General features: G+C 31.7%; 16 protein-coding genes and 1 tRNA gene. 13 read left to right on the forward strand and 4 right to left on the reverse strand.

The genetic code is table 11. The annotated features are described in order from the left end of the window. The 8 genes from BT107_RS03925 to BT107_RS03960 all read left to right on the forward strand — a co-directional run bounded on the left by BT107_RS03925 (position 1) and on the right by BT107_RS03960 (position 7,512). Positions 1-1,563 (forward strand): protein adenylyltransferase SelO, encoded by a 1,563-nt coding sequence (locus BT107_RS03925; RefSeq protein ID WP_072302441.1) that lies wholly within the window; start codon positions 1-3, stop codon positions 1,561-1,563. A gap of 28 nt (positions 1,564-1,591) precedes the next feature. Further along, entirely contained in the window at positions 1,592-2,326 is a 735-nt protein-coding gene (locus BT107_RS03930) for a flavodoxin family protein (protein ID WP_072302442.1), read from the forward strand. A 113-nt stretch (positions 2,327-2,439) separates the two neighbouring features. After that, positions 2,440-2,721, forward strand: a complete 282-nt coding sequence (locus BT107_RS03935) for a DUF427 domain-containing protein (protein ID WP_072302443.1) — start codon at positions 2,440-2,442, stop codon at positions 2,719-2,721. 17 nt (positions 2,722-2,738) lie between these two features. Beyond that, positions 2,739-3,260 (forward strand): peptide-methionine (S)-S-oxide reductase, encoded by a 522-nt coding sequence (locus tag BT107_RS03940; protein ID WP_072302444.1) that lies wholly within the window; start codon positions 2,739-2,741, stop codon positions 3,258-3,260. Further along, positions 3,247-4,467: a bifunctional alpha/beta hydrolase/OsmC family protein gene (locus tag BT107_RS03945; protein ID WP_072302445.1), complete on the forward strand. Its 1,221-nt coding sequence runs from the start codon at positions 3,247-3,249 to the stop codon at positions 4,465-4,467. The genes BT107_RS03940 and BT107_RS03945 overlap by 14 nt, the downstream gene beginning before the upstream one ends. Then, positions 4,460-5,608, forward strand: coding sequence for an ergothioneine biosynthesis protein EgtB (gene egtB, locus BT107_RS03950; protein WP_072302446.1), 1,149 nt, complete (start codon positions 4,460-4,462; stop codon positions 5,606-5,608). The genes BT107_RS03945 and egtB overlap by 8 nt, the downstream gene beginning before the upstream one ends. 1 nt (position 5,609) lies before the next feature. Beyond that, positions 5,610-6,548 carry an L-histidine N(alpha)-methyltransferase gene (locus BT107_RS03955; RefSeq protein WP_072302447.1) on the forward strand — a complete coding sequence of 313 codons (939 nt, stop codon included), beginning with the start codon at positions 5,610-5,612 and terminating at the stop codon, positions 6,546-6,548. 10 nt (positions 6,549-6,558) lie between these two features. Further along, positions 6,559-7,512: an aldo/keto reductase gene (locus BT107_RS03960; protein ID WP_072302448.1), complete on the forward strand. Its 954-nt coding sequence runs from the start codon at positions 6,559-6,561 to the stop codon at positions 7,510-7,512. A gap of 1 nt (position 7,513) precedes the next feature. Here the strand turns inward: BT107_RS03960 and BT107_RS03965 are convergent, their stop codons facing one another. Next, the gene (locus BT107_RS03965) at positions 7,514-8,401 is read right to left on the reverse strand and encodes a sterol desaturase family protein (protein ID WP_072302449.1); all 888 of its coding nucleotides are present in this window, start codon (positions 8,399-8,401) and stop codon (positions 7,514-7,516) included. Positions 8,402-8,597: 196 nt separating this feature from the next. Here BT107_RS03965 and BT107_RS03970 point away from each other — a divergent pair, with 196 nt between their 5' ends. Next, positions 8,598-9,737 carry a sodium:calcium antiporter gene (locus BT107_RS03970; protein WP_072302450.1) on the forward strand — a complete coding sequence of 380 codons (1,140 nt, stop codon included), beginning with the start codon at positions 8,598-8,600 and terminating at the stop codon, positions 9,735-9,737. Between the two features lie 72 nt (positions 9,738-9,809). Here BT107_RS03970 and BT107_RS03975 read toward each other — a convergent pair whose 3' ends face one another. Then, positions 9,810-11,747 (reverse strand): CASTOR/POLLUX-related putative ion channel, encoded by a 1,938-nt coding sequence (locus BT107_RS03975; RefSeq protein WP_072302451.1) that lies wholly within the window; start codon positions 11,745-11,747, stop codon positions 9,810-9,812. A gap of 34 nt (positions 11,748-11,781) precedes the next feature. Then, on the reverse strand, positions 11,782-12,408 hold the full coding sequence (locus tag BT107_RS03980; RefSeq protein WP_072302452.1) for a tellurite resistance TerB family protein: 627 nt from the start codon (positions 12,406-12,408) through the stop codon (positions 11,782-11,784). A gap of 545 nt (positions 12,409-12,953) precedes the next feature. Here BT107_RS03980 and BT107_RS03985 point away from each other — a divergent pair. Next, positions 12,954-14,516 carry a M28 family peptidase gene (locus BT107_RS03985; RefSeq protein ID WP_072302453.1) on the forward strand — a complete coding sequence of 521 codons (1,563 nt, stop codon included), beginning with the start codon at positions 12,954-12,956 and terminating at the stop codon, positions 14,514-14,516. A gap of 125 nt (positions 14,517-14,641) precedes the next feature. On the opposite strand, the gene BT107_RS03990 is transcribed toward BT107_RS03985, so the two are convergent. Next, a tRNA-His gene (locus tag BT107_RS03990) sits at positions 14,642-14,717 on the reverse strand. Between the two features lie 357 nt (positions 14,718-15,074). Between BT107_RS03990 and BT107_RS03995 the strand changes: the two genes are divergently transcribed. The 3 genes from BT107_RS03995 (at position 15,075) to BT107_RS04005 (ending at position 21,407) form a co-directional block, all read left to right on the forward strand. After that, a complete protein-coding gene (locus BT107_RS03995) occupies positions 15,075-17,045 on the forward strand; it encodes a tetratricopeptide repeat-containing sensor histidine kinase (RefSeq protein WP_170854697.1) in 1,971 nt (656 codons plus the stop codon). Positions 17,046-17,157: 112 nt separating this feature from the next. Next, positions 17,158-19,221 (forward strand): tetratricopeptide repeat-containing sensor histidine kinase, encoded by a 2,064-nt coding sequence (locus BT107_RS04000; RefSeq protein ID WP_072302455.1) that lies wholly within the window; start codon positions 17,158-17,160, stop codon positions 19,219-19,221. Between the two features lie 233 nt (positions 19,222-19,454). Next, positions 19,455-21,407, forward strand: coding sequence for a tetratricopeptide repeat-containing sensor histidine kinase (locus tag BT107_RS04005; RefSeq protein WP_170854698.1), 1,953 nt, complete (start codon positions 19,455-19,457; stop codon positions 21,405-21,407). Positions 21,408-21,410 lie beyond the last annotated feature (3 nt).

The following is a 21,410-nucleotide window of genomic DNA, read 5'->3' on the forward strand; positions in this document are numbered from 1 at the left end:
ATGAAGTTTACATTAAACAACAGGTTTACCAAGCAATTACCTGCAGACCCTATTCTAGAAAATACTAGAAGGCAAGTTACCAACGCTTGTTTTTCTTATGTTACTCCTAAACAAACTGCAAACCCAGAAATGGTACACGTATCTCATGATATGTTGCAAACACTTGGTTTAACAAAAGAAGATAGCACTTCAAAAGAGTTTTTAAACGTCTTTACGGGCAATAGCATTTTACCAAATACAAAACCATACGCTATGTGCTATGGCGGACATCAATTTGGTAATTGGGCCGGACAATTAGGAGATGGTAGAGCTATAAATTTAGCTGAGGTAGAACACAACAATAAAACTTGGGCTTTACAACTTAAAGGAGCTGGCGAAACTCCATATTCTAGAACTGCAGATGGTCTAGCTGTTTTACGTTCTTCGGTACGTGAGTATTTATGTAGCGAGGCTATGTACCATTTAGGCATACCAACCACAAGAGCTTTGTCTTTAGCACTTACAGGAGACCAAGTTTTAAGAGATATGCTATACAATGGTAATGCTGCCTACGAAAAAGGTGCTGTAGTATCTAGGGTTGCTCCTAGTTTTTTACGTTTTGGTAATTTTCAGTTATTAGCAGCTAGAGAAGATATTACTACCTTAACTACGCTAGTAGATTATACTATAAAAAATCATTTTGCTCATTTAGGCAATCCATCTAAAGAAACATACATTGCTTTTTTTAAAGAAGTAGCAGAGAAAACATTGGAAATGATTGTACACTGGCAACGAGTTGGCTTTGTACACGGAGTAATGAATACAGATAATATGTCTATTCTTGGCTTAACCATAGATTATGGTCCATATGGCTGGTTAGAGGACTACGATGTAGATTGGACTCCTAACACTACAGATGCAGAAAACAGACGTTACCGTTACAGCAATCAGCCTAACGTTGGTTTATGGAACCTTTTTCAACTGGCCAATGCATTGTTTCCGTTAGTTAATGAAGCCGCTCCGCTAGAAGCCATTTTAGATACCTACAAATTAGAATACGATGCTTCTTCATTAAAAATGATGCGTTCTAAAATTGGTTTGTATGATGAGTTTGATACTGATTTTACTTTAATTCAAGAATTAGAAGCTAATTTACAGCTTGTAGAGACAGATATGACTATCTTTTATAGAACATTAGCCAACTTTGATGTTAACGCTCCTAATGAAGCTCTAAAGCTGTTAGAAGATGCTTTCTACAACCTTGATGTACTTACTAATAACATAAAAAGCAAATGGAACAAGTGGTTTGCAGCTTACGCAAGTAGATTAAAATTAGAAAATACTAGTGCAGAGAAACGCAAACAACAAATGAACTTAGTTAATCCTAAATATGTGTTACGCAACTATATGTCTCAACTAGCTATAGACGCTGCTAACAATGGAGATTACACTTTAATTAACGAGTTGTATACCATTCTAAAACAACCATATAGCGAACAGCAAAAATATAATAAATGGTTTACAAAAAGACCTGAATGGGCAAAGCATAAGGTAGGCTGCTCTATGCTGTCTTGCAGCTCTTAAACTCTGATAAAAACTAAAAATAAACACTATGAAAAAAACAGATTTCAGTAACTTAAAAGCAATGTACATTAATTGTACACTTAAAAAATCTCCATCAGAAAGTCACACTTCTAAACTTATGGATGTTTCTAAGCAAATAATGCAGAAAGAGAATGTAACTGTCGAAGAAATACGTCTTGTAGATCATAACGTAGCTAGTGGTGTTTACCCAGATATGACAGAGCACGGATGGGAGAAAGATGAATGGCCAGAGCTATTTAAAAAAATTATAGACGCAGACATTCTTATAATGGGTACTCCAATTTGGTTAGGCGAAAAATCTTCTGTAGCACAAAAACTTATAGAAAGACTCTATGCTATGAGTGGTATGACGAACGAGAAGGGACAATATTTGTTTTATGGAAAAGTTGGCGGCACCATTATTACCGGTAATGAAGACGGTGTAAAGCACTGTGCTATGGGTATTTTATATGCTATGCAACACATTGGTTATTCTATACCGCCACAAGCAGATGCTGGTTGGATTGGAGAAGTTGGACCTGGCCCTAGCTACGGAGATACCGAATGGAAAGGAGAAAAACTAGACACTCCAGTTGGCTTACAGTCAGACTTTACAAACAGAAACACAACCTTTATGACCTACAACCTTATGCATTTAGCTAAGATGCTAAAAGAACAAGGCGGGTATCCTAGCTACGGAAACTCTAGAGAAGACTGGGATAACGGTGCAAAATGGAATTTTGACAATCCTGAATACCGTTAAAAAAAGAACATTAACCTTTAAACAATTATAAATTAAGCAACTAGACTCTATTGTAATTTTAAGAAGGTTTAACCGACAAAATTTAGACAATACAAATTAATACAATACAACTTATGAAAGCAATTTGGAACAATACCGTAATAGCAGAGAGTAGTGATACTGTAGTTATAGAAAACAATCATTATTTCCCTAAAGAGAGTATTAAACAAGAGTTTTTTAATGCTACAGACACACACACAACTTGCCCTTGGAAAGGTAAAGCACATTACTATACAGTTACCGTAAATGGTAAAGAAAATAAAGATGCTGCGTGGCACTATCCAGAAGTATCTAAAATGGCAAAACCAATAGAAGGTTATGTTGCTTTTTGGAAAGGCGTTGAGGTAGTAAAATAATTTTTTTTTAGATTAGAATGATAAAAGAACAACTTCCTAAAATTGCACTTGGCGGTGGTTGCCATTGGTGCACAGAAGCTGTTTTTAGTTCACTGCTTGGCGTGTATAATGTAGAGCAAGGTTTTGTATCTTCAACCAGAGACAACACTAATTTCTCTGAAGCAATCACACTTAAATACAAACCAGAAATAATAAGCTTAAAAACACTGGTTAACATACACTTAATAACTCATAAAAGCACATCATACCATTCGTTTCGTAAAAAATACCGATCGTTATTTTATGTATATTCGTCAAATCAGAAAAAAGAAATAGAAGAAATTATAATAGCATTACAATCTAATTTTACGAAGCCAATTATTACCAAGGTGCATCCTTTTTCAGAATTTAAACCCTCTAAAGAAGAGTTTAAAAACTATTATTACAACAACCCTAATAAGCCATTTTGCAAAACTTATATTACACCTAAATTACAAATGTTATTACGTACATTTTCTAAGCAAATTAACACCAAAAAATTACCCTATGAAAAGCACTAGATTACATATAGAAAATAAAAACGGATTACAACTACAAGCCTATTTGGAATTGCCTGCAAACCAGAAACCAAATTACTTTGCCATTTTTGCTCATTGTTTTACGTGTAGCAGTACATTAACTGCTGTAAAAAATATTAGTAGATCTTTAACTACTCACGGCTTTGGTGTACTAAGATTCGATTTTACTGGACTTGGGCGTAGTGAAGGTGAATTTGCAGACAGTCATTTCTCCGCTAACGTAGACGACCTTATTGCTGTAAACAACTACCTAACACAAAATTATGATGCTCCTTCCCTATTGGTTGGTCATTCACTTGGTGGTGCAGCTGTTATTGTAGCAGCCTCTAAATTACATAATATTAAAGCAGTTGCTACAATTGGGGCACCATCTACCGCTAATCACGTTACACATTTATTTACACACGATGTAAGTGCTATCCCCGAAAAAGGAGCTGTAGAAGTTAACATAGGTGGCAGACCTTTTAAAATTAACAGAGAATTTGCTGAAGACTTTAGTAAAACCAATTTACCTAAGATCACAAAGGAGCTACGTAAGCCTATATTAATTCTACACTCACCCATAGATGCCACTGTTAGCGTAGATAACGCACAGGAGCTCTATTTAAACGCCCACCACCCTAAAAGCTTTGTTAGTTTAGACCAGGCAGATCACTTATTAACTAATTCTAAAGACAGTATCTACGCAGGTAATGTTATTGGCACTTGGGTACAGCGTTATTTTGAACCAAAAGAAAACCAAATGCTCTCTACAGACGGAGAACAATTAGTTGGTCACCTTAATTTACTTGAAGACAATTTTACAACAACCATACAAACCAAAAAACATACACTAATTGCAGATGAGCCAGAAGATATAGGAGATGATTTTGGTCCGTCTCCTTACGATTTTCTAAGTGCTGGTTTAGCAGCTTGTACAGTAATGACTTTAAAAATGTACGCCCAACGTAAAAAATGGGATTTACAAGAAGTTTTTGTTTATATTACGTACGCAAAAAAACACAGTGCAGATTTAATGCTAGACGTAGACAAACCTACAAAGTATGATCATCTTTCTAAGAAATTAAAGTTTGTTGGAAACCTAGATGACAAACAAAAACAAAGACTTAAAGAAATAGCCTCTAAATGCCCTGTTCACAGAACATTACAAAGTGACATTATAATAGATACCGTATTAGTAAATGATTAATATAAAAGAAGCATATTTAAACACTCGTAACCGCTTTATAACATTGTGCTCTAGCTTAGAAACCGAAGATTATTCTGTGCAACCAACAGAATTTGTGTCGCCTCCTAAGTGGCATTTAGCACATACTACTTGGTTTTTTGAGCAGTTTGTTTTAAAAGAATTTAGTGCAAATTACGCCGTTTACAACGATGATTTTGCATACCTTTTTAATAGCTATTACAACAATGCAGGCGAGCGTGTTTTACGCCCTAATAGAGGATTAATGACACGCCCAACCGTAAAAGAAGTTTACGCTTATAGAAGCTATGTAGATGCTAAAATGACTGTTTTTTTAGAGGACACACCCCCTAAAGAAGCTTTAGAAATTATAGAACTTGGTATAAATCATGAACAGCAACACCAAGAGTTGTTTTATTATGATATTAAGTACATTTTTGGCAATCAACCTACATTCCCTACTCTAGAGAATAATATAGCACTAAAAGACATTACAGAAAAACAAGAGTTTATTACTATTGAAGAAGGCGTATACCAAATAGGTCACGATACTTCTGGTTTTAGTTTTGATAACGAACTAGGGATACATAAGACCTACATTCACAAGTTTAAAATTAGCAACAACCTAACTACAAATGCAGAATATATTGCTTTTATAGAATCCGGTGGTTACACCAACTTTAACCTTTGGCACGCAGAAGGTTGGGATCACATTACTAAAAATGAGATTGCAGCACCTTTATACTGGCACAAAATCAAAGGAGTGTGGCATTACTATACGTTAGACGGATTTAAACCTGTAGAACCCAATAAACCGGTTACGCACATTAGTATGTTTGAAGCTTATGCCTATGCAGAATGGAAACAAATGCGCTTACCAACGGAGTTTGAGTGGGAAGTTGCGGCAGAACACCTAAACTACGGACAGCTTTGGGAATGGACCAATAGCGCCTATTTACCTTATCCAAACTTCTCTAAAGCTCCTGGTGCTTTAGGCGAATACAATGGTAAATTTATGATTAACCAACACGTGCTTAGAGGAGCCTCTATAGCAACACCAGAAAACCACAGTAGAAAAACATACAGAAACTTTTTTCAGCCAGATATGCGTTGGTTATTTTCTGGAATAAGACTTGCACAATAATATGGACTATACCTTTGACAAAGATATATTAGACGGCCTTACTGCGCCAAAAAAACACCTATCTTCTAAATACTTTTATGACGATGCTGGAAGCAGAATTTTTCAGGAAATTATGCATATGCAGTCGTATTACTTAACAGATAGTGAATTCGAGATTTTATCGCTTCAAGCAAAACAAATTGTAGATGCACTAGAGTTTAATGTGCCTTTTAACATTATAGAATTTGGTGCTGGTGATGGGTTTAAAACCTTTAAACTACTAGAGTATTTAGAGGAAAATAATATTGCTTTTCACTATATACCAATAGATATTAGTAAAGAAGCTATAGATATGTTAACCGAGAAGCTTAAAGAGCGTTTACCAAACGTATCTATTAAACCTAAAATTGGTGACTATTTTAAAATGCTTAAAGAGCTTAAACAAGACACCACACCTAGCTTACTCCTTTTTTTAGGTAGTAACATTGGTAATTATTCTTATGATGAAGCAACAGAGTTATTACAGCTTTTTAATAATAACATGAAACCAAAAGACAAGCTGTTAATTGGTATAGATTTAAAAAAGAATCCTATTACCATACACAATGCTTATTTTGATAAAGACGGAATTACAAAGCGTTTTAATTTAAATCTTTTACTAAGAATTAACAGGGAACTAGAGGCCGATTTCAAAATTGATGATTTTGATTTTTATTGCCATTACAATCCAACAAACGGAGAAGTAAAAAGCTATATAGTAAGCTTAAAAAAACAACAAGTTTACCTAAAAAAACTAGACAAAATGATTAGTTTTAGTCAAAATGAACTTATTTGGACCGAATTATCTAAAAAATACAACCTTATAGATATTGAAGATTTAGCAACAAAAACAGGATACTCTGTTGCTACTAACTTTTTAGATTGCAAACACTATTTTACAGATAGCCTTTGGGTTAAATAAAGCATCAATTTTGAAAACCACTAAAATAGGACTTGGCTTAGCTGCTTTAGGAAGACCAGACTACATAAACATTAGAAACTCTACTGTAGACAAGTCCGTTATTGCCTTTAAGCAAAAAGCCTTTACTATGCTAGACCACGCATATAGTTTTGGTATACGATATTTTGATACCGCACCATCTTACGGAAAAGGAGAAGAATTTTTATTGGACTGGAAAACAACCAGAAAACGCAATGACCTTATTCTAGGCACAAAATGGGGCTATACCTATGTTGCCAATTGGGAAATAGGCTACAGTGGTAAACACGAAATTAAAGAACACTCCTTATCAAAATTACAAGAACAATGGCAAGTATCTAAACAGTTACTACCAGAACTAGGTATATACCAAGTACACTCCGCTACTTTAGAAAGTGGTATCTTAGACAACACCACAGTTTTAGAAGAATTACACGCTATTAAAAAAGAAACGGGACTTTCCATTGGTATTTCTACAAGCGGAACACAACAAACAGAAGTCATAAAAAAAGCTTTAGAAATTAAAGTAAATAACGAAGATTTATTTACAAGTTTCCAGGTAACATATAATGTTTTAGAGCAGTTTACCTACCCTATTTTAAAGCAATTATTAAAAGAAAACAAAAAAGTAATTATAAAAGAGGCATTGGCTAACGGTAGAGTTTTTAAGAATGATAATTTTTTGCATTACCAAAAAAATTACAACATACTATACAGCTTAGCCAATAAATACAATGTGGGTGTAGATGCAATTGCTCTGCGTTTTATTATTGAAGCCTTACAACCAACCTACATACTAAGTGGAGCTTCCGAACCAGAACAACTAACTAGTAATTACAAAGCTTTAGACATATCATTAACCAAGCAAGAAGTAAAACTATTACAGAAATTAGCAACTAATGCAACCGCGTACTGGAAAGAACGTAGCGATTTAAAATGGAACTAACCTACTCCTTCTGCTCTTCTTTATCTTTAGTAAAACCATATAAGTTTTGCTTAACAAACCCTTTAGGAAAATGTTCATCGCCCTCAAAACCTAAACGTACATTGCCACTTTCTTCTGGAATGTAGTTTGTTTTAAAAATATAATCCCATAAGCTTAAACTAATTCCAAAATTAACACCATAAGAACCTTCTGGTATTGTGTATGCGTGGTGGTATAAGTGCATTACCGGGTTGTTAAATATATACCTAAAAGGTCCCCACGTAATTTTTATATTAGAATGATTAAAATGACCTATAGTTATTGCAAAAAAGTGCACTATATACGCTTGCTCTGGCTCAAAACCACCCAAAATTAAAACTCCAAAGGTTTTTAGCGGTTTATACAATATATTTTCCATCCAATGGTAACGTAAATGCGCAGCAAACCCCATTTCTTTTACACTATGATGCACTTTGTGGAAATTCCATAATGCAGGAAACTTATGCAACATTACGTGTGTAAACCACTGTACAAAGTCTAAAACAATAAAGAAAATTAGTAATTGCCAAGCCATATGCAGCTTAGATAAGTCTACAATAGCCAAGCTTTTAATTGGAATACCATTAGAACTAAACAACAATTCTAACACTTTGTAGAAGCCGCTAATAATTATTGAAAAGACAAAGAAATTAAAAAACATATAGAAAAAATCTAACCAAAAATCTTTTCTAAATATAGATTGATTTTTACGCCAAGGAAACAAAATTTCTAAACTCCAAACCACCAAAGAGATAAGTAATAATCCCCAAAAATAATTGGTGTACCAAGGTACATCAAAAACAATAGATTTCCAGGTCCAACTTAAAGAACCTGAAAAAGCGTTGATAAAAGCATCTAAATATTTTGTCATACTACAAATAAGAGTCGTAAATATCTATATTTTCTAACAAATAGAATGTAACAAAGGTTACATATTAACTCGTATTTAACTTCGTTAAAAAAATTACATCTACTAAACTACCAAAAGTCAATTGCAACCACTTAAAATATTTTTTAACATTTTCTATTTAATTTCTTTAAATTTACCCAAAACAGAAAAACCATATATGGCAATATTTACTTCTCTAGGACTTATTTTAATTACCTGTATTATTATTTGGAGAGCCTGCGATGGCTTTGAAATGGCTTCTAATTATTTAGGTAGAAATATGAAAGAAGGTATAAAAGGCGCTACCATAAATGCCATAGGTAGTAGCTTACCAGAACTTTTTACTACACTATTCTTTTTATTTGTTTTAAAAGACAAGGATGGTTTTTCTGGAGGTATTGGCACCACAGCTGGTAGTGCTGTTTTTAACGCTATGATTATCCCTGCTGTTGTAATACTCGTTGTTATAGGTAAAAAAATAACTTCACAAATAGAGATTTCTAAAAAAGTAATATATAGGGATGGTATAGCATTAATATTAGCTGAATTAGCCTTAATATTTGTTATTAGCGGCACATCTTTAAACTGGACACACGGTCTTATTTTAATGGCTCTATACTTTATTTACGTTGGATACATGTTATTAAGTCAAGGCCCAGGAGAAGTAGAAAACGATTACGAAGAAGAAGCAGATGGTGGCAACAGAGCTATAGCTTTATTTAGGGGTGATTTAGCAACTGTAGTTCTTGGAGACTCTAAAATAAACAAAGTAAAAGCTATTGGCTTATTAATAGTTTCTGTATTATTTATAGGTTTAGCTTGTTTTTGGCTAGTAGAAGCTTGCCAAGAATTTGGAGTTGCTACGGGTATGCCTATTTACTTTGTATCTGTAGTACTTGCATCTGCAGCCACAAGTGTACCAGATACAATTATGTCTTATAAAGATGCTATGAAAGGTAATTATGATGATGCAGTTGCAAATGCACTAGGTAGTAATATTTTTGATGTTTGTTTTGCCTTAGGTTTTCCTTTATTCTTGTTTACATTAATATACGGACCTATAGAAATGAGTCCAGAAACTATAGAAAACATAGGACAACTACGCGTATTACTATTAATATTAACCGTTATAGTATTCTTTATATTTATCCTTTCTAAAAAGGGAATTAAAGGTATACACGCAAAATTATTACTAATGCTGTATGTTTTATTTGTTATCTATTCTGTAGGCAAAGGACTAAGCTACGACATACCTTTAATTAATGAGGTTTCTAATGGTTTATCTCAGATATCCCATTGGTTTACAGGTCTTATATAAAATATTTACAATCCTAAAAAAGGTGTTTATTCGATTGAATAAACACCTTTTTTAGATTTAATACTATTCTATTTACAATTCATCCTCAGACAAGACAATTAAGAAGTCGTTTTCTAACAATTCTATTTCTGTGTCTTTTGAAAGATTTAAAGTGATACCAAAATTATTTTTAAGAGATTTACTTAAATCTCCTTTTCTAATACCCAAGCAGATTTCACCTCTTTGTTGTGCACAAAAAATAGCATCTGCAAAGGTTATTTTCTGAGGAAAAGTATCAAAATAAAGTGTTGCAGGCTTTACGTAGATTTCACTACCATCTTCAGAGAAAATATCATCATAAAAAGTTTTCATTAAAGCTTCTTCACTTAGCTGTGCTAAAATCATAGTAATTAACTTATTACTAATTATAAAATCATCTACATTTGTCTGCGTTATAATCTCTTGATTTTCAGAATTTAAAACCTGTGTTATTATATGCAATCCGTTAGCATCTTTTACAACCTTACGCAATAACAATAAAATAATTAAAGTATCAGAATCTATCTTATCTGCAGACTGTTCTTCCATACTTTGCGATAATATAACAATAGTATCATAAGACTCTGGATTAATTTTTTCTAAATTATCTAAATCTAAAGGATTAGAATCGTGTAAGTTGATGTTAAAATCTGGATATGTCCCTGCAATTTCATCAATAGCGCTTGTAAGTTCCTCCGTAGGCGCATCAAACAAAATATCAAAATCTGACCCATCTAATAGGTAATCTGTAGCTTCTTCTATAAAAACTTCAGCAACCTTATGCCATCCTAAAATTAGAATTCGTTTTTTCTTTTGCTCCAAACGAACATCTATTATTTTCTTATCTCTATTTGGAAAGAAGTACTGCTTACCTTCAAAAGAAATAGTAGAATCATCTTCAGCTAAAATAACAACAGAGTCTCCATTACTAAGAATAGTATCTACTGGTGGTCTAAGAACTAAACCTTCTTTTTCTGAGTAAATACCTAATGGAATACCATCTTTTAAATAATAACTTAACTCACCAAATTGCAAGTTATTCCATTGGTCTTCATAAAAGTATATCTCACAACCATCAAAAGATAAAATCTCCTTGTAAACAGTATCTAAACCACTAGTTAAAGAAGTCTGTATTAAAAGTTTACCCATAATATTCCAGCTATCAATAGCAATAATATTATCGTCTTCAAAAAAGCTTATAATATCTCTTTTTTCTTTAGTAAATATTTCTGCAATTATAGGCAGCTCATTTTTACCGTTCTGGCAAGCTGTAATTGCCAAGATAGACTTAACAGATTGCACATCACTTGCTTTCTTTTTACTTAAGGTTGCACTTTCTGAACAGCCCGCTAATATAATAATAGACCTAGCCGACTCTAAATTTATACGTTTAAGCTCGTTTATATTGGCATAGTCTCCTTGTGTTGTAATTACCTCAGTAGTCATCATATCTGGTAGACGCTTGGTAATTAAGTTATCCATTTCTTCCTTATCTTCATTAGATAAAATAACGACAGATGCTTTAGACTCGCTCTCGTTTGCTAAAATTAACTCTCTAATTACATCTACTACACGCTCGTTCCAACCTAATATAATGGTATGGTTACTTTCTATTACTTTACCTCTACCCTTTCTAAAATCGTATAACATTGTATCTAAAGCTGTTGTTATAAAACCAATAAGCATAGACAGTAAAATAACTCCCGTTAAACCAGACAAAACAGTTAACACCTTTAAAAAAGTAGGTGCATCGTTATCTTGGTTCATATTTCCAGGATCTGTCATTTCTAAAAATGTAACCCAGATATCTCTAAAAATATTACCTGTATAGTCTAAACTTGGAAAAATATTTATAAGTATTAAACGTAAACCTACTAGTACTACAAAAACTACAATAAATATTATTAAAAGGCTTTTAAATATTGATGAACCTCCTTTGCTTAAAAAGCGTTCTGCTTTATAATTTAAGCGATCTGCAAACGAATTTTTCATAAATGGTAATTGGTTATTTTGTAAATTAGTATTGTTAGTTCATTTTTTCTAAAGCTTCAGCCATAAGACCTTTTATATGAGCAGAAGACATTTCCATTATTTCTCCCATCTTAAATAGCAATTCTTTTTCTGTATCATCAAAATGCCCATCTGAATAAGCAACATCTAAAGCAGATTTAATTAGTAACTCTTTACCATGGTCGTTTAACGAAGGACCAACGTGCTTTAAATAGGTAGATATATCCTTGCCATCTGTTTGCACTTGCTTTATATAATCTTCTAACTGAAAAGAAGACATATCGTTATGTCCATACTTATTAATTATATGTAAAACCGCTATTTTCTCATTTTCATCTATAACACCATCTGCCAACATCATTTTAACCATTACGTGGCGTATAGCTTGTTCGTACATTGCCATAAAGGCTTTTTTATCTGTAGTTTTTACACCGTCTAAAACCCTAGTTATAAATGTGCCTTTACAGTGGTTACACTCTACATACTCTCCTTTACTACCTAATGGAATAAGCGGTATAAAATACAACGTAAAAAACTGTGTAACCTTTCTATGTCTATACTCACGATTTAACTCGCATTGCGGACAATTAAAGTTTCCTGTAGCTTTTGTAGAGCGCACACCTCTTGTTCCAAAAATAATCATAATTACAAAATATTATAGGTTATAGTCTATATAAGTAGTAAGCCAAAAATTACAAAAAAATAAATAGACACTAATTAACAATTAAAAGTCTAAAAATCAACCAAATACAATTAAATAATAAGCTATTAAATGCCTAATGTTTTAATAAAAAAACGTATAATTAACTGTAAATCAATTTTTTATTTAGGTTAAAATAACTTTTATATTGATGAGATATTGCATGCAAGGTAAAATTCTTAACTAAATGTTAACTCTAAAACATTACCAACACTAAGAACTCTAATAATAACTATTGGTTGTTCTTTTTTTTAATAAATAGCCTAATTAACAAGATAGATTAGAGAAAAAAAATAATAAACTAAATAATGTATTATCATATTTTTTATTATTTAAATAAGAATAACACAGATATAAATAACCAATTAAAACAATTTATTAATCTATTTTTATTTTAATTACATTTTTAATAATCCGAAAGACCAATATTACTTATCTCCCCTTTTTTTAGTACTTTTCACATTACAAGAACAATTAAAAATCCAAACATGAAAAAACTAGCATTTATAGCCTTAGCTTTGGCTGTAAGCTGTAATTCTACTCAGAAAACTACAGGTGAAAAAAAAGTTGACAAAGCCGAAGCGGTAAATCCGGAGACTTACGGTAACACAATTACAGAAGCTGAATTAAAAACTCACTTATACACGTATGCTTCTGATGAGTTTGAAGGTCGTGAAACTGGAAAACCAGGGCAAAAGAAAGCTATTGCATACATAAAAAAAGAATACATTGACTTAGGTATTAAACCTGCTAAAGCAGATGGCAACTATTTCCAAGATGTTCCATTAGAAATTTCTAAATTACCTACAGGTACACTTAGTATTAATGGCACTACCTATACTTTAGGTGAAGATTACGTAGCTACAACTGCATCTACAGGAGATTATACTTCTGTAATTTATGCTGGTTTTGGTATTGAAGAAGATGACTATTCTGATTATAGCGGTTTAGACGTAAAAGGAAAAATTGTTGTTGCAAAAACTGGAGAGCCTAAAAATACAGATGGTACATTTAAATTATCTGGTTCTAGCGAAAAATCTTCTTGGAGCAACCCTTCAGAAGCTTTAGCTAAACGTGTAGAACTTGCCACTAAAAAAGGTGCTGCTGGTATTGTTTTTTATGATGAAACAAATTACCCAAGATACCAACAGTACTTTGCACAAATGCAAAAAAGTGGTAGAGAAAGAATTTCTCCAAAACCTACTAGTCCTAACGAGTTCGCTACAATTTTAGTAAATGCTAAATTAGCAAATGCTTTTGTTAAAGATATTTCTAAAGATGATACTCCTAAAACGGTTAGTACTGATCTAAAATTAGATTTAAAAAGCGGGAACACAGATGTAATGTCTGAAAATGTTGTTGCATACATTAAAGGTTCTGAAAAACCAGATGAATATCTTGTAATATCTTCTCACTTAGACCACATTGGCATTAGCGCAGACGGACAAATAAACAATGGTGCAGATGATGATGGATCTGGTACTGTAGCTTTATTAGAGATTGCAGAAGCTTTTAGAAAAGCTCAATTGGACGGTAATGGACCAAAGCGTTCTGTTGTGTTTTTACACGTTACAGGAGAAGAAAAAGGCTTACTAGGTTCGCAACATTATACAGATGTAGATCCTATCTTTCCTTTAGCTCAAACTGTAGCTAACCTAAATATTGATATGGTTGGTAGAATAGATCCAAAACGTGAGGGAGACAGAAACTACATTTACCTAATTGGTTCTGACAAATTGAGTACAGAATTACACAACCTATCTGAAGAGGTAAACAAAAAATATGCAAACGTAGTTTTAGACTATACTTATAATGATGAAAACGATCCAAATCGTTTTTACTACAGAAGTGATCACTATAACTTTGCTAAAAATAACATTCCAATTATTTTTTACTTTAATGGTACACATGATGATTATCACCAACCATCTGATACGCCAGATAAAATTAATTACGACTTATTAGAAAACAGAACTAGATTGGTTTTTTACACAGCCTGGGAAATTGCTAACAGAGCAAATAGACTAATTGTAGATAAGCCTACAGAATAAACATTTTTTTAGAATAAGAATAAAGGCCTTTGTATTTTACAAAGGCTTTTTTTTGCTAGATTTTTATGTAAAGAAAGTATTAAAAACAAAAAAGCCTTGTCAAAATTGACAAGGCTTTGCTTTTTGGGTGGAAGACCGGGTTCGAACCGGCGACCCTCGGTACCACAAACCGATACTCTAACCAGCTGAGCTACATCCACCATTTGTAAGCGGATGCAAAGATAATTTTTTTTAACTAATCTATCAAAATAATTTGGGTCATATTTTTAAAAAAATTAAAAAAAAATTGTAAAAGGCTAATTATCAATATTTATCGTATTTTTATGCCCGTTTATAATTTTTTTAGTTTCGATAAAAAGCATATAATAATAGATAAAACACACAAATAATGTCGTTTCACAACATTATTTAGCTAATGAACAAGCATCCGCATAAATTCACGTTTAAGTTAATGAATACTAAGTTTTATACATATTAATGTCCCCATTAAAAAACGACAAAGTGTCTTTTAATAACTATAGCTTTAGGCTTACATCCTTAGTGCTACTTTGTATTTTTATGCATAGTAGTCTTTTGTTGGCTAATAATAGCTATAAACCTAACTTTAGTGATTTAATTACCAAAGACACCATATACATTAATTCTATTAATGATAGAGCCGCAAAATTAAGGTTCTATAATTCTGATAGTTTATTAATATTAGCAAACGAAGCACTTAAACTAAGTGAAGAGTTAGATTATAAATACGGAATAAGCAAAGCACTATTACAAACAGCTAATTATTATTCTGATAACGGAAAAAGCAAAAAAGCAGTTTTTCTCTATAAGAAAGCTCTAAAAGAAAGTAAACAAATTACCAATAGTAGTTTGCAGCTTTCTATAATGAACAACTTTGCAAAATCTTACTATTACTTTGGAGATTATGCAAACTCACTTGCTATATATTTAGAAGGTGTAGAATTAGCCGAGAAAAGTAATAATAACAGAATGCTTTCTGTTATGAATGAAAATATAGCTAACCTATACACAGCACAAAAAGATTACGAGCAAGCTTTAGTGTTTTTAGAAGAATCTATAAAACTAAATCTTATTGTTAAGGATGATTACACTACTGCTAAAACATTATGTAATTACGCTTCTCTACAAAGTGAGTTAGGTAACATAGATAATGCTATGTTTAACATTAATAAAAGTATTGGCATTTTTGAAGAGTACAATAATATAAGGTGGATAGCGCAGGCATATAGAATTAAAGGAGATATTTATTTAAAACAAGAAAAATATTCTTGGGCTATACGTTGGTACGATCAAAGTTATATTCTTTACAATAAAATTAAAAACAATAGAGATAAATTATATCTACTTAGCGGTTTAGCTTACGCATATTACGGCTTAATTAATGATGATACTGCAGAGTTTTACGCAGTAACAGCTTATGAAGAAGCACAAAAGATGCACTCTATAACTAATATAGAAAGTACAGCCGATATTCTTCATAAAATTAACAAACGCAAGAAAAAATTTGAAAAATCTCTTTTTTTCCATGAACTATATAAACAAGTAACCGACTCTTTATCCAGAAAAGAAAATAAGCATAGTCTTTCTATGCTTAAAACCAAAATGGAGCGAGACAAACAGAAAGAGACAAAAGTTGTAATTAACAAATTGGAAAACGCTAAAATGCGCAGCGCTATTTATATAGGTCTAGCATTATTAATTATTTGGGGCATTATTACTTATATGATGTCTAAGAGTAGAAAAGCTCACAAAAGACTAAACGCAGAATTACAATTAAAACAAGTAGTATTAGAAAACAGAGAAGAAGAACTAGAGGAAATAAACCAAACAAAGGATAAGCTTTTTTCTATAATTGCTCATGATCTTAGAGGTCCTATAGGCGCATTACTAGAAGTTTTAAAGATGATGAAATCTGGAGATTTAAATATGTCTGAGTTTAGAGATTTTGTGCCCAAATTAATAAAAGATGTAGATCATATTTCTTTTACACTTAATAATTTGCTGTCATGGGGACAAACACAAATGAATGGAGCTACAACAAACTCTACCATAGTAAAATTAAATACATTAGTAAATAACAATATTAATTTGCTAGCAGAAACAGCAAAGAAAAAGTCAATTTCTCTAATAAATGAAATGCCCGATAATATTCTAATTTTCTCTGATCCTAACCAAATAGATATCGTTATCAGAAATATTATTAGTAACGCTTTAAAATTTACCCCTAAAGACGGTAAAATAACTATAGATGCCCAAGAAAAGTATCAATTTATAGAAGTTACAATTAAAGATACTGGCATTGGTATGAGCGAAGAAGACTTAAGTAAAGTTTTTGCAACTAATCAAAGTCATACCACATTTGGCACCAACAATGAAAAAGGAACTGGACTAGGTATATCTTTATGTAAAGAAATGTTAGAGAATAATGGCGGTAATTTATGGGCTAAAAGTAAATTAGGAAAAGGAACTATTTTTTACTTCACCGTTCCTAAAGCAGATAATCAATCTTAAAAACTATAAAACTTTACACTTTAAAAAACATATTTTTTTTGACTAAAATAATTTGCTGAAATCTTAAGTTATTTATACCTTGTAGTATCCCCATCATTGTCCCAACCAACCTATGAATAACCAACTACATAGTAACATAAAGTATATTCTCGTATTTCTTTTTATATCTATACAACATAACTACTCGCAAACCAAAGTAGATAGTATAAGAAAATTAGTAGTTACTGCAGAAAAGCAAATAGTAACAAAAGATCAAAAGCAGCATTATATAGATTTATTAGTTTCTTTAGCTAACTACTACCAATATGAAAGTATTGACAGTTTAAAAGTAATAGCAGATAAAGCACTAAACCTAAGTAAAGACTTAAAATACGACAAAGGCATAGCAGATGCACTTGCAACACTTGCTTACTATAGTTCTTACCAAGGTAATTCTGATTTAGCTTTACGACAATTAAAACAAGCTCTACAGAAAGCAGAAAAAATAGATCTAAAAAGTGCTCAAATAGACATTCTTAATCAGATTGGCACAGAATATTCATATATAGGTAAAAATGGAGATGCCCTAAAAGCTTATTTAAAAGCAACAGATCTTGCTATAGAAGAGAACGACATAGAAACACTATCTCTTATAAAAGATAATACAGCGGGCCTCTACGCCTCACAAAAAGACTTTAATCAAAGCCTAGAGATATACAAAGAAGTTGAAGCTTTAAATGAGAAAATAAACCATCCCTTATTTACTGCTGAAACAAATGCTAATATGTCTGATATTTATATTAAAACAAATCAATTAGACATAGCAGCAAAATACTTAGATTTTAGCATCAAGGCTTTTGAAAAAGTAAATGACAATGGTTGGCTATCTTATTGCTACATAAATAAAGCAAGAATTTTAATTAAACAAAACGAACCAGAACTAGCTCTAAAATGGCTAGATATAAGTGAAGGTATCTTAAAAAAGTTGACAGATGACAGATCTCTTATATCACTATATAATACTAAAGCTAAAGCTTATTTAGGTTTAAATAATATTGACAAAGCAGAAAGTTTTGCTTGGAAATCTATAGAACTATCTAAAAGATTAAGCTTATTAGAAGAAATAGAAGATTCTTATAAAACGCTATACCTTACCTATAAAAAAAGTGGAGATACAGACCTAGCGCTAAAAAATTTAGAAAAATACAAAAGTATATCTGACTCAATCTTAAAGAAAGAAAACACAAATAGTCTTGGAGCTTTAAAAACCAGAACAGAATACGAAAGAGAGAAAAAAGATGCAGAAGCATTAGTAAAGAAAGAGCTCGAAAAAAGACAAAACTATTTATACGTCACTATAATTGCTTTAGCTATCTTATTTTTTATTCTTTTACTTATTAAAGTTCAAGCAAACACAAGAAAAAGACTCTACAATCAACTAATAGAGCAAACTGAAATACTGAAAAAGAGAGAAAGTGAGTTAGAAAACATCAACAAAACTAAGGATAAGCTATTCTCTATTATTGGGCACGATTTAAGAAACCCTATTGCTGCACTACAAAGTCTTTTAGATATGTTTGTATCTAAGGACGTAGGTGCTGAAGACTTTTTAAGTTTTATACCAAAGTTAAAGGGAGATGTTGACGCGCTGTTCTTTACGCTAACAAACCTACTCTCCTGGAGTAAAACACAAATGAACGGTGGTTCTACCACTCCTACCCTAACCAATCTTTATAAAATAACAAAAGACAATATTAATTTACTTGCAGAACTAGCCGAATTTAAAGATATTACCTTAACCAATAATATGAACACAGAAGTTCTTGTTTGGGCAGATGAAAATCAGATGAGTGTTGTTATACGCAACTTACTTAGTAATGCTATAAAATTTACCAAGCAAAAAGGCACTATAACTATAACATCTAAAGAAACCAATACCAACTGGATTGTTATAATAAAAGATACCGGAATTGGCATAAAACCGAGTATGCTAGATAACCTATTTTCTTATGATAGCTCTATAGCGGTATCTTACGGCACCAATAATGAAAAAGGAACAGGCTTAGGCCTACCTCTTTGCAAAGAAATGATTACCAACAACAAAGGAACTATTTGGGCAGAAAGCACATTAGACAAAGGAACTAGTTTTTATTTTACAATCCCTAAGGACAAAGAATATTATGAAAATTTAAGTTAAGCCCTCTTAAAATTACACTTTCATTACTTTAAAAGCTTAAAATTAAATACAATTCATTTCAGTAAATTTATTTGTTAAATTCTTTAGTTATCAATATCTTGTAATGCTATTTAATTTTTTCTACATATAATATGACCAACCGTTTATCTGAGAACAAAAGCAAAATAAAACTCACCCTTATACTATTGCTTTTTTGCATATTTTATGGTCAGTCGCAAACTAAAATTGATAGTATGCGCTCTTTGGTAAAAAAAGCAGAAGTTAACTTAGATACTAAAAAAGATAAACAAGCTTACATAGACCAACTTTCCGCTCTCGCTAGTTTTTATCAATATGAAAATATAGATAGTCTTAAATCTATTTCTGATAAAGTATATAAATTAAGTAATAATATTAACTATGATAAAGGAAAAGCAAATGCATTATCTGGTTTTGCTTATTATAGTTCTTATCAAGGAGATCCAAATTTAGCATTGCAACAATTAGAAGAAGCATTAAAATTAGCAAAAAAAGCAAAATATATAAGAGGCCAAATCAACATATTAAATCAACTAGGTGCAGAATACTCTTACCTAGGAAGAAATAATGACGCCCTTAAAGCATATTTAGAAGGCTCTGATATCGCAGAAAAAGATGGTAATATAAAATTACTCTCTTTTATTAAAGACAACACAGCTAGCTTATACGCATCTCAAAAAGATTACAAACAAAGTCTTGAACTCTATAAAGAGGTTGAAAAACTTAACTTACAATTGGCAAACCCAATATATATAGCACAAACAAATGCTAATATGTCTGATGTCTATATTAGAACTAATCAACTTGACTTAGCACAAAAATACATTGATAATAGTATTGAAACTTTTGAAAAAGAGAACTACAAAGAGTGGTTATCATATTGCTACATTAATAAAGCACGAATTTTAATTAAACAAAGTCGTCCGGATTTAGCTTTTAAATGGCTAAATATTAGCGAAGGAATTTTAGAAGAGCTAACAGATGACAGAACAGTTATGTCTTTGTACAATGCTCGAGCAAAAGCTCATCTTAGCCTTAACCAAATAGATGAAGCAGAAGAAAACGCAAATAATGCAATTGCAATATCTGAAAGATTAAAGCTATTAGAAGAATCTGAAGAATCTTACAATACACTTTATCTTATTTATAAAAAAAGCAACAGACCTGCTCTTGCTCTAGAAAATTTAGAAAAATTTAAAAGTATATCTGACTCTATATTAAAGAGAGAAAACACAAACAGTTTAGGTGCCTTAAAAACAAGAACTGAATACGAAAGAGACAAAAGAGAAGCTCAAGCAAACGTAAAAAAAGAGATAGATAAGCATCAAAACTATTTATACTTAGCAATTGCTGCTTTAGTTGTACTAAGTTTTATACTACTACTTATTAAGTTACAGGCAAATACTAGAAAAAGATTATACGACCAATTAATAACACAAACCGAAACTCTAAAGAAAAGAGAAAACGAGTTAGAGAACATTAATAAAACAAAAGATAAATTATTTTCTATAATTGGGCACGATTTAAGAAACCCTATAGCTGCTCTACAAAGCCTTTTAGATATGTTTGTTTCTAAAGATGTAGAAGCTGAAGATTTTTTACGATTTATACCTAAATTAAAAAGTGATGTTGATGCATTATTTTTTACACTAACCAATTTACTTTCATGGAGTAGAACACAAATGAATGGCGGATCTACATCCCCCAGTAAAGCAAAAATTTATAGCCTAACTAAAAACAATATTAGTTTATTAGCTGAAATGGCTGAGAAAAAAGAAATATCCATTAGCAACAATATTAGTGAAAATACTGTTGTTTGGGCAGATAAAAATCAAATGAGCGTAGTAATACGTAATTTACTTAGTAATGCAATAAAGTTCACAAAAACAAAAGGCACTATTAATATTGATGCTGTAGAAACTGAAAAAACCTGGATAATGAGCATTAAAGACACTGGTATTGGTATAAAACCAGAATTAATAGACAAAATATTTTCTAATGACAGTACAATGTCTGTTTCTTACGGCACAAATAATGAAAAAGGTACTGGCTTAGGCTTACCATTATGCAAAGAGATGATTACAAACAATAAAGGCACTATCTGGGTAGATAGCACCTTAGGTGTTGGAAGTACATTTTTCTTTGAATTACCTAAAGAGGAAGCTTAAAAT

Source organism: Cellulophaga fucicola (assembly GCF_900119145.1).
Lineage (GTDB): Bacteria > Bacteroidota > Bacteroidia > Flavobacteriales > Flavobacteriaceae > Cellulophaga > Cellulophaga fucicola.

Excerpts from the sequence above, each read along its gene's own strand:
- BT107_RS03985 (WP_072302453.1), top strand. The coding sequence starts at position 12,954 with ATGAAAAAACTAGCATTTATAGCCTTAGCTTTGGCTGTAAGCTGTAAT.
- BT107_RS04000 (WP_072302455.1), top strand. The coding sequence starts at position 17,158 with ATGAATAACCAACTACATAGTAACATAAAGTATATTCTCGTATTTCTT.
- BT107_RS03945 (WP_072302445.1), top strand. The coding sequence starts at position 3,247 with ATGAAAAGCACTAGATTACATATAGAAAATAAAAACGGATTACAACTA.
- BT107_RS03935 (WP_072302443.1), top strand. The coding sequence starts at position 2,440 with ATGAAAGCAATTTGGAACAATACCGTAATAGCAGAGAGTAGTGATACT.
- BT107_RS03925 (WP_072302441.1), top strand. The coding sequence starts at position 1 with ATGAAGTTTACATTAAACAACAGGTTTACCAAGCAATTACCTGCAGAC.
- egtB (WP_072302446.1), top strand. The coding sequence starts at position 4,460 with ATGATTAATATAAAAGAAGCATATTTAAACACTCGTAACCGCTTTATA.
- BT107_RS03980 (WP_072302452.1), bottom strand. The coding sequence starts at position 12,408 with ATGATTATTTTTGGAACAAGAGGTGTGCGCTCTACAAAAGCTACAGGA.
- BT107_RS03940 (WP_072302444.1), top strand. The coding sequence starts at position 2,739 with ATGATAAAAGAACAACTTCCTAAAATTGCACTTGGCGGTGGTTGCCAT.
- BT107_RS03970 (WP_072302450.1), top strand. The coding sequence starts at position 8,598 with ATGGCAATATTTACTTCTCTAGGACTTATTTTAATTACCTGTATTATT.
- BT107_RS03955 (WP_072302447.1), top strand. The coding sequence starts at position 5,610 with ATGGACTATACCTTTGACAAAGATATATTAGACGGCCTTACTGCGCCA.
- BT107_RS03965 (WP_072302449.1), bottom strand. The coding sequence starts at position 8,401 with ATGACAAAATATTTAGATGCTTTTATCAACGCTTTTTCAGGTTCTTTA.
- BT107_RS04005 (WP_170854698.1), top strand. The coding sequence starts at position 19,455 with ATGCGCTCTTTGGTAAAAAAAGCAGAAGTTAACTTAGATACTAAAAAA.
- BT107_RS03975 (WP_072302451.1), bottom strand. The coding sequence starts at position 11,747 with ATGAAAAATTCGTTTGCAGATCGCTTAAATTATAAAGCAGAACGCTTT.
- BT107_RS03995 (WP_170854697.1), top strand. The coding sequence starts at position 15,075 with ATGCATAGTAGTCTTTTGTTGGCTAATAATAGCTATAAACCTAACTTT.
- BT107_RS03930 (WP_072302442.1), top strand. The coding sequence starts at position 1,592 with ATGAAAAAAACAGATTTCAGTAACTTAAAAGCAATGTACATTAATTGT.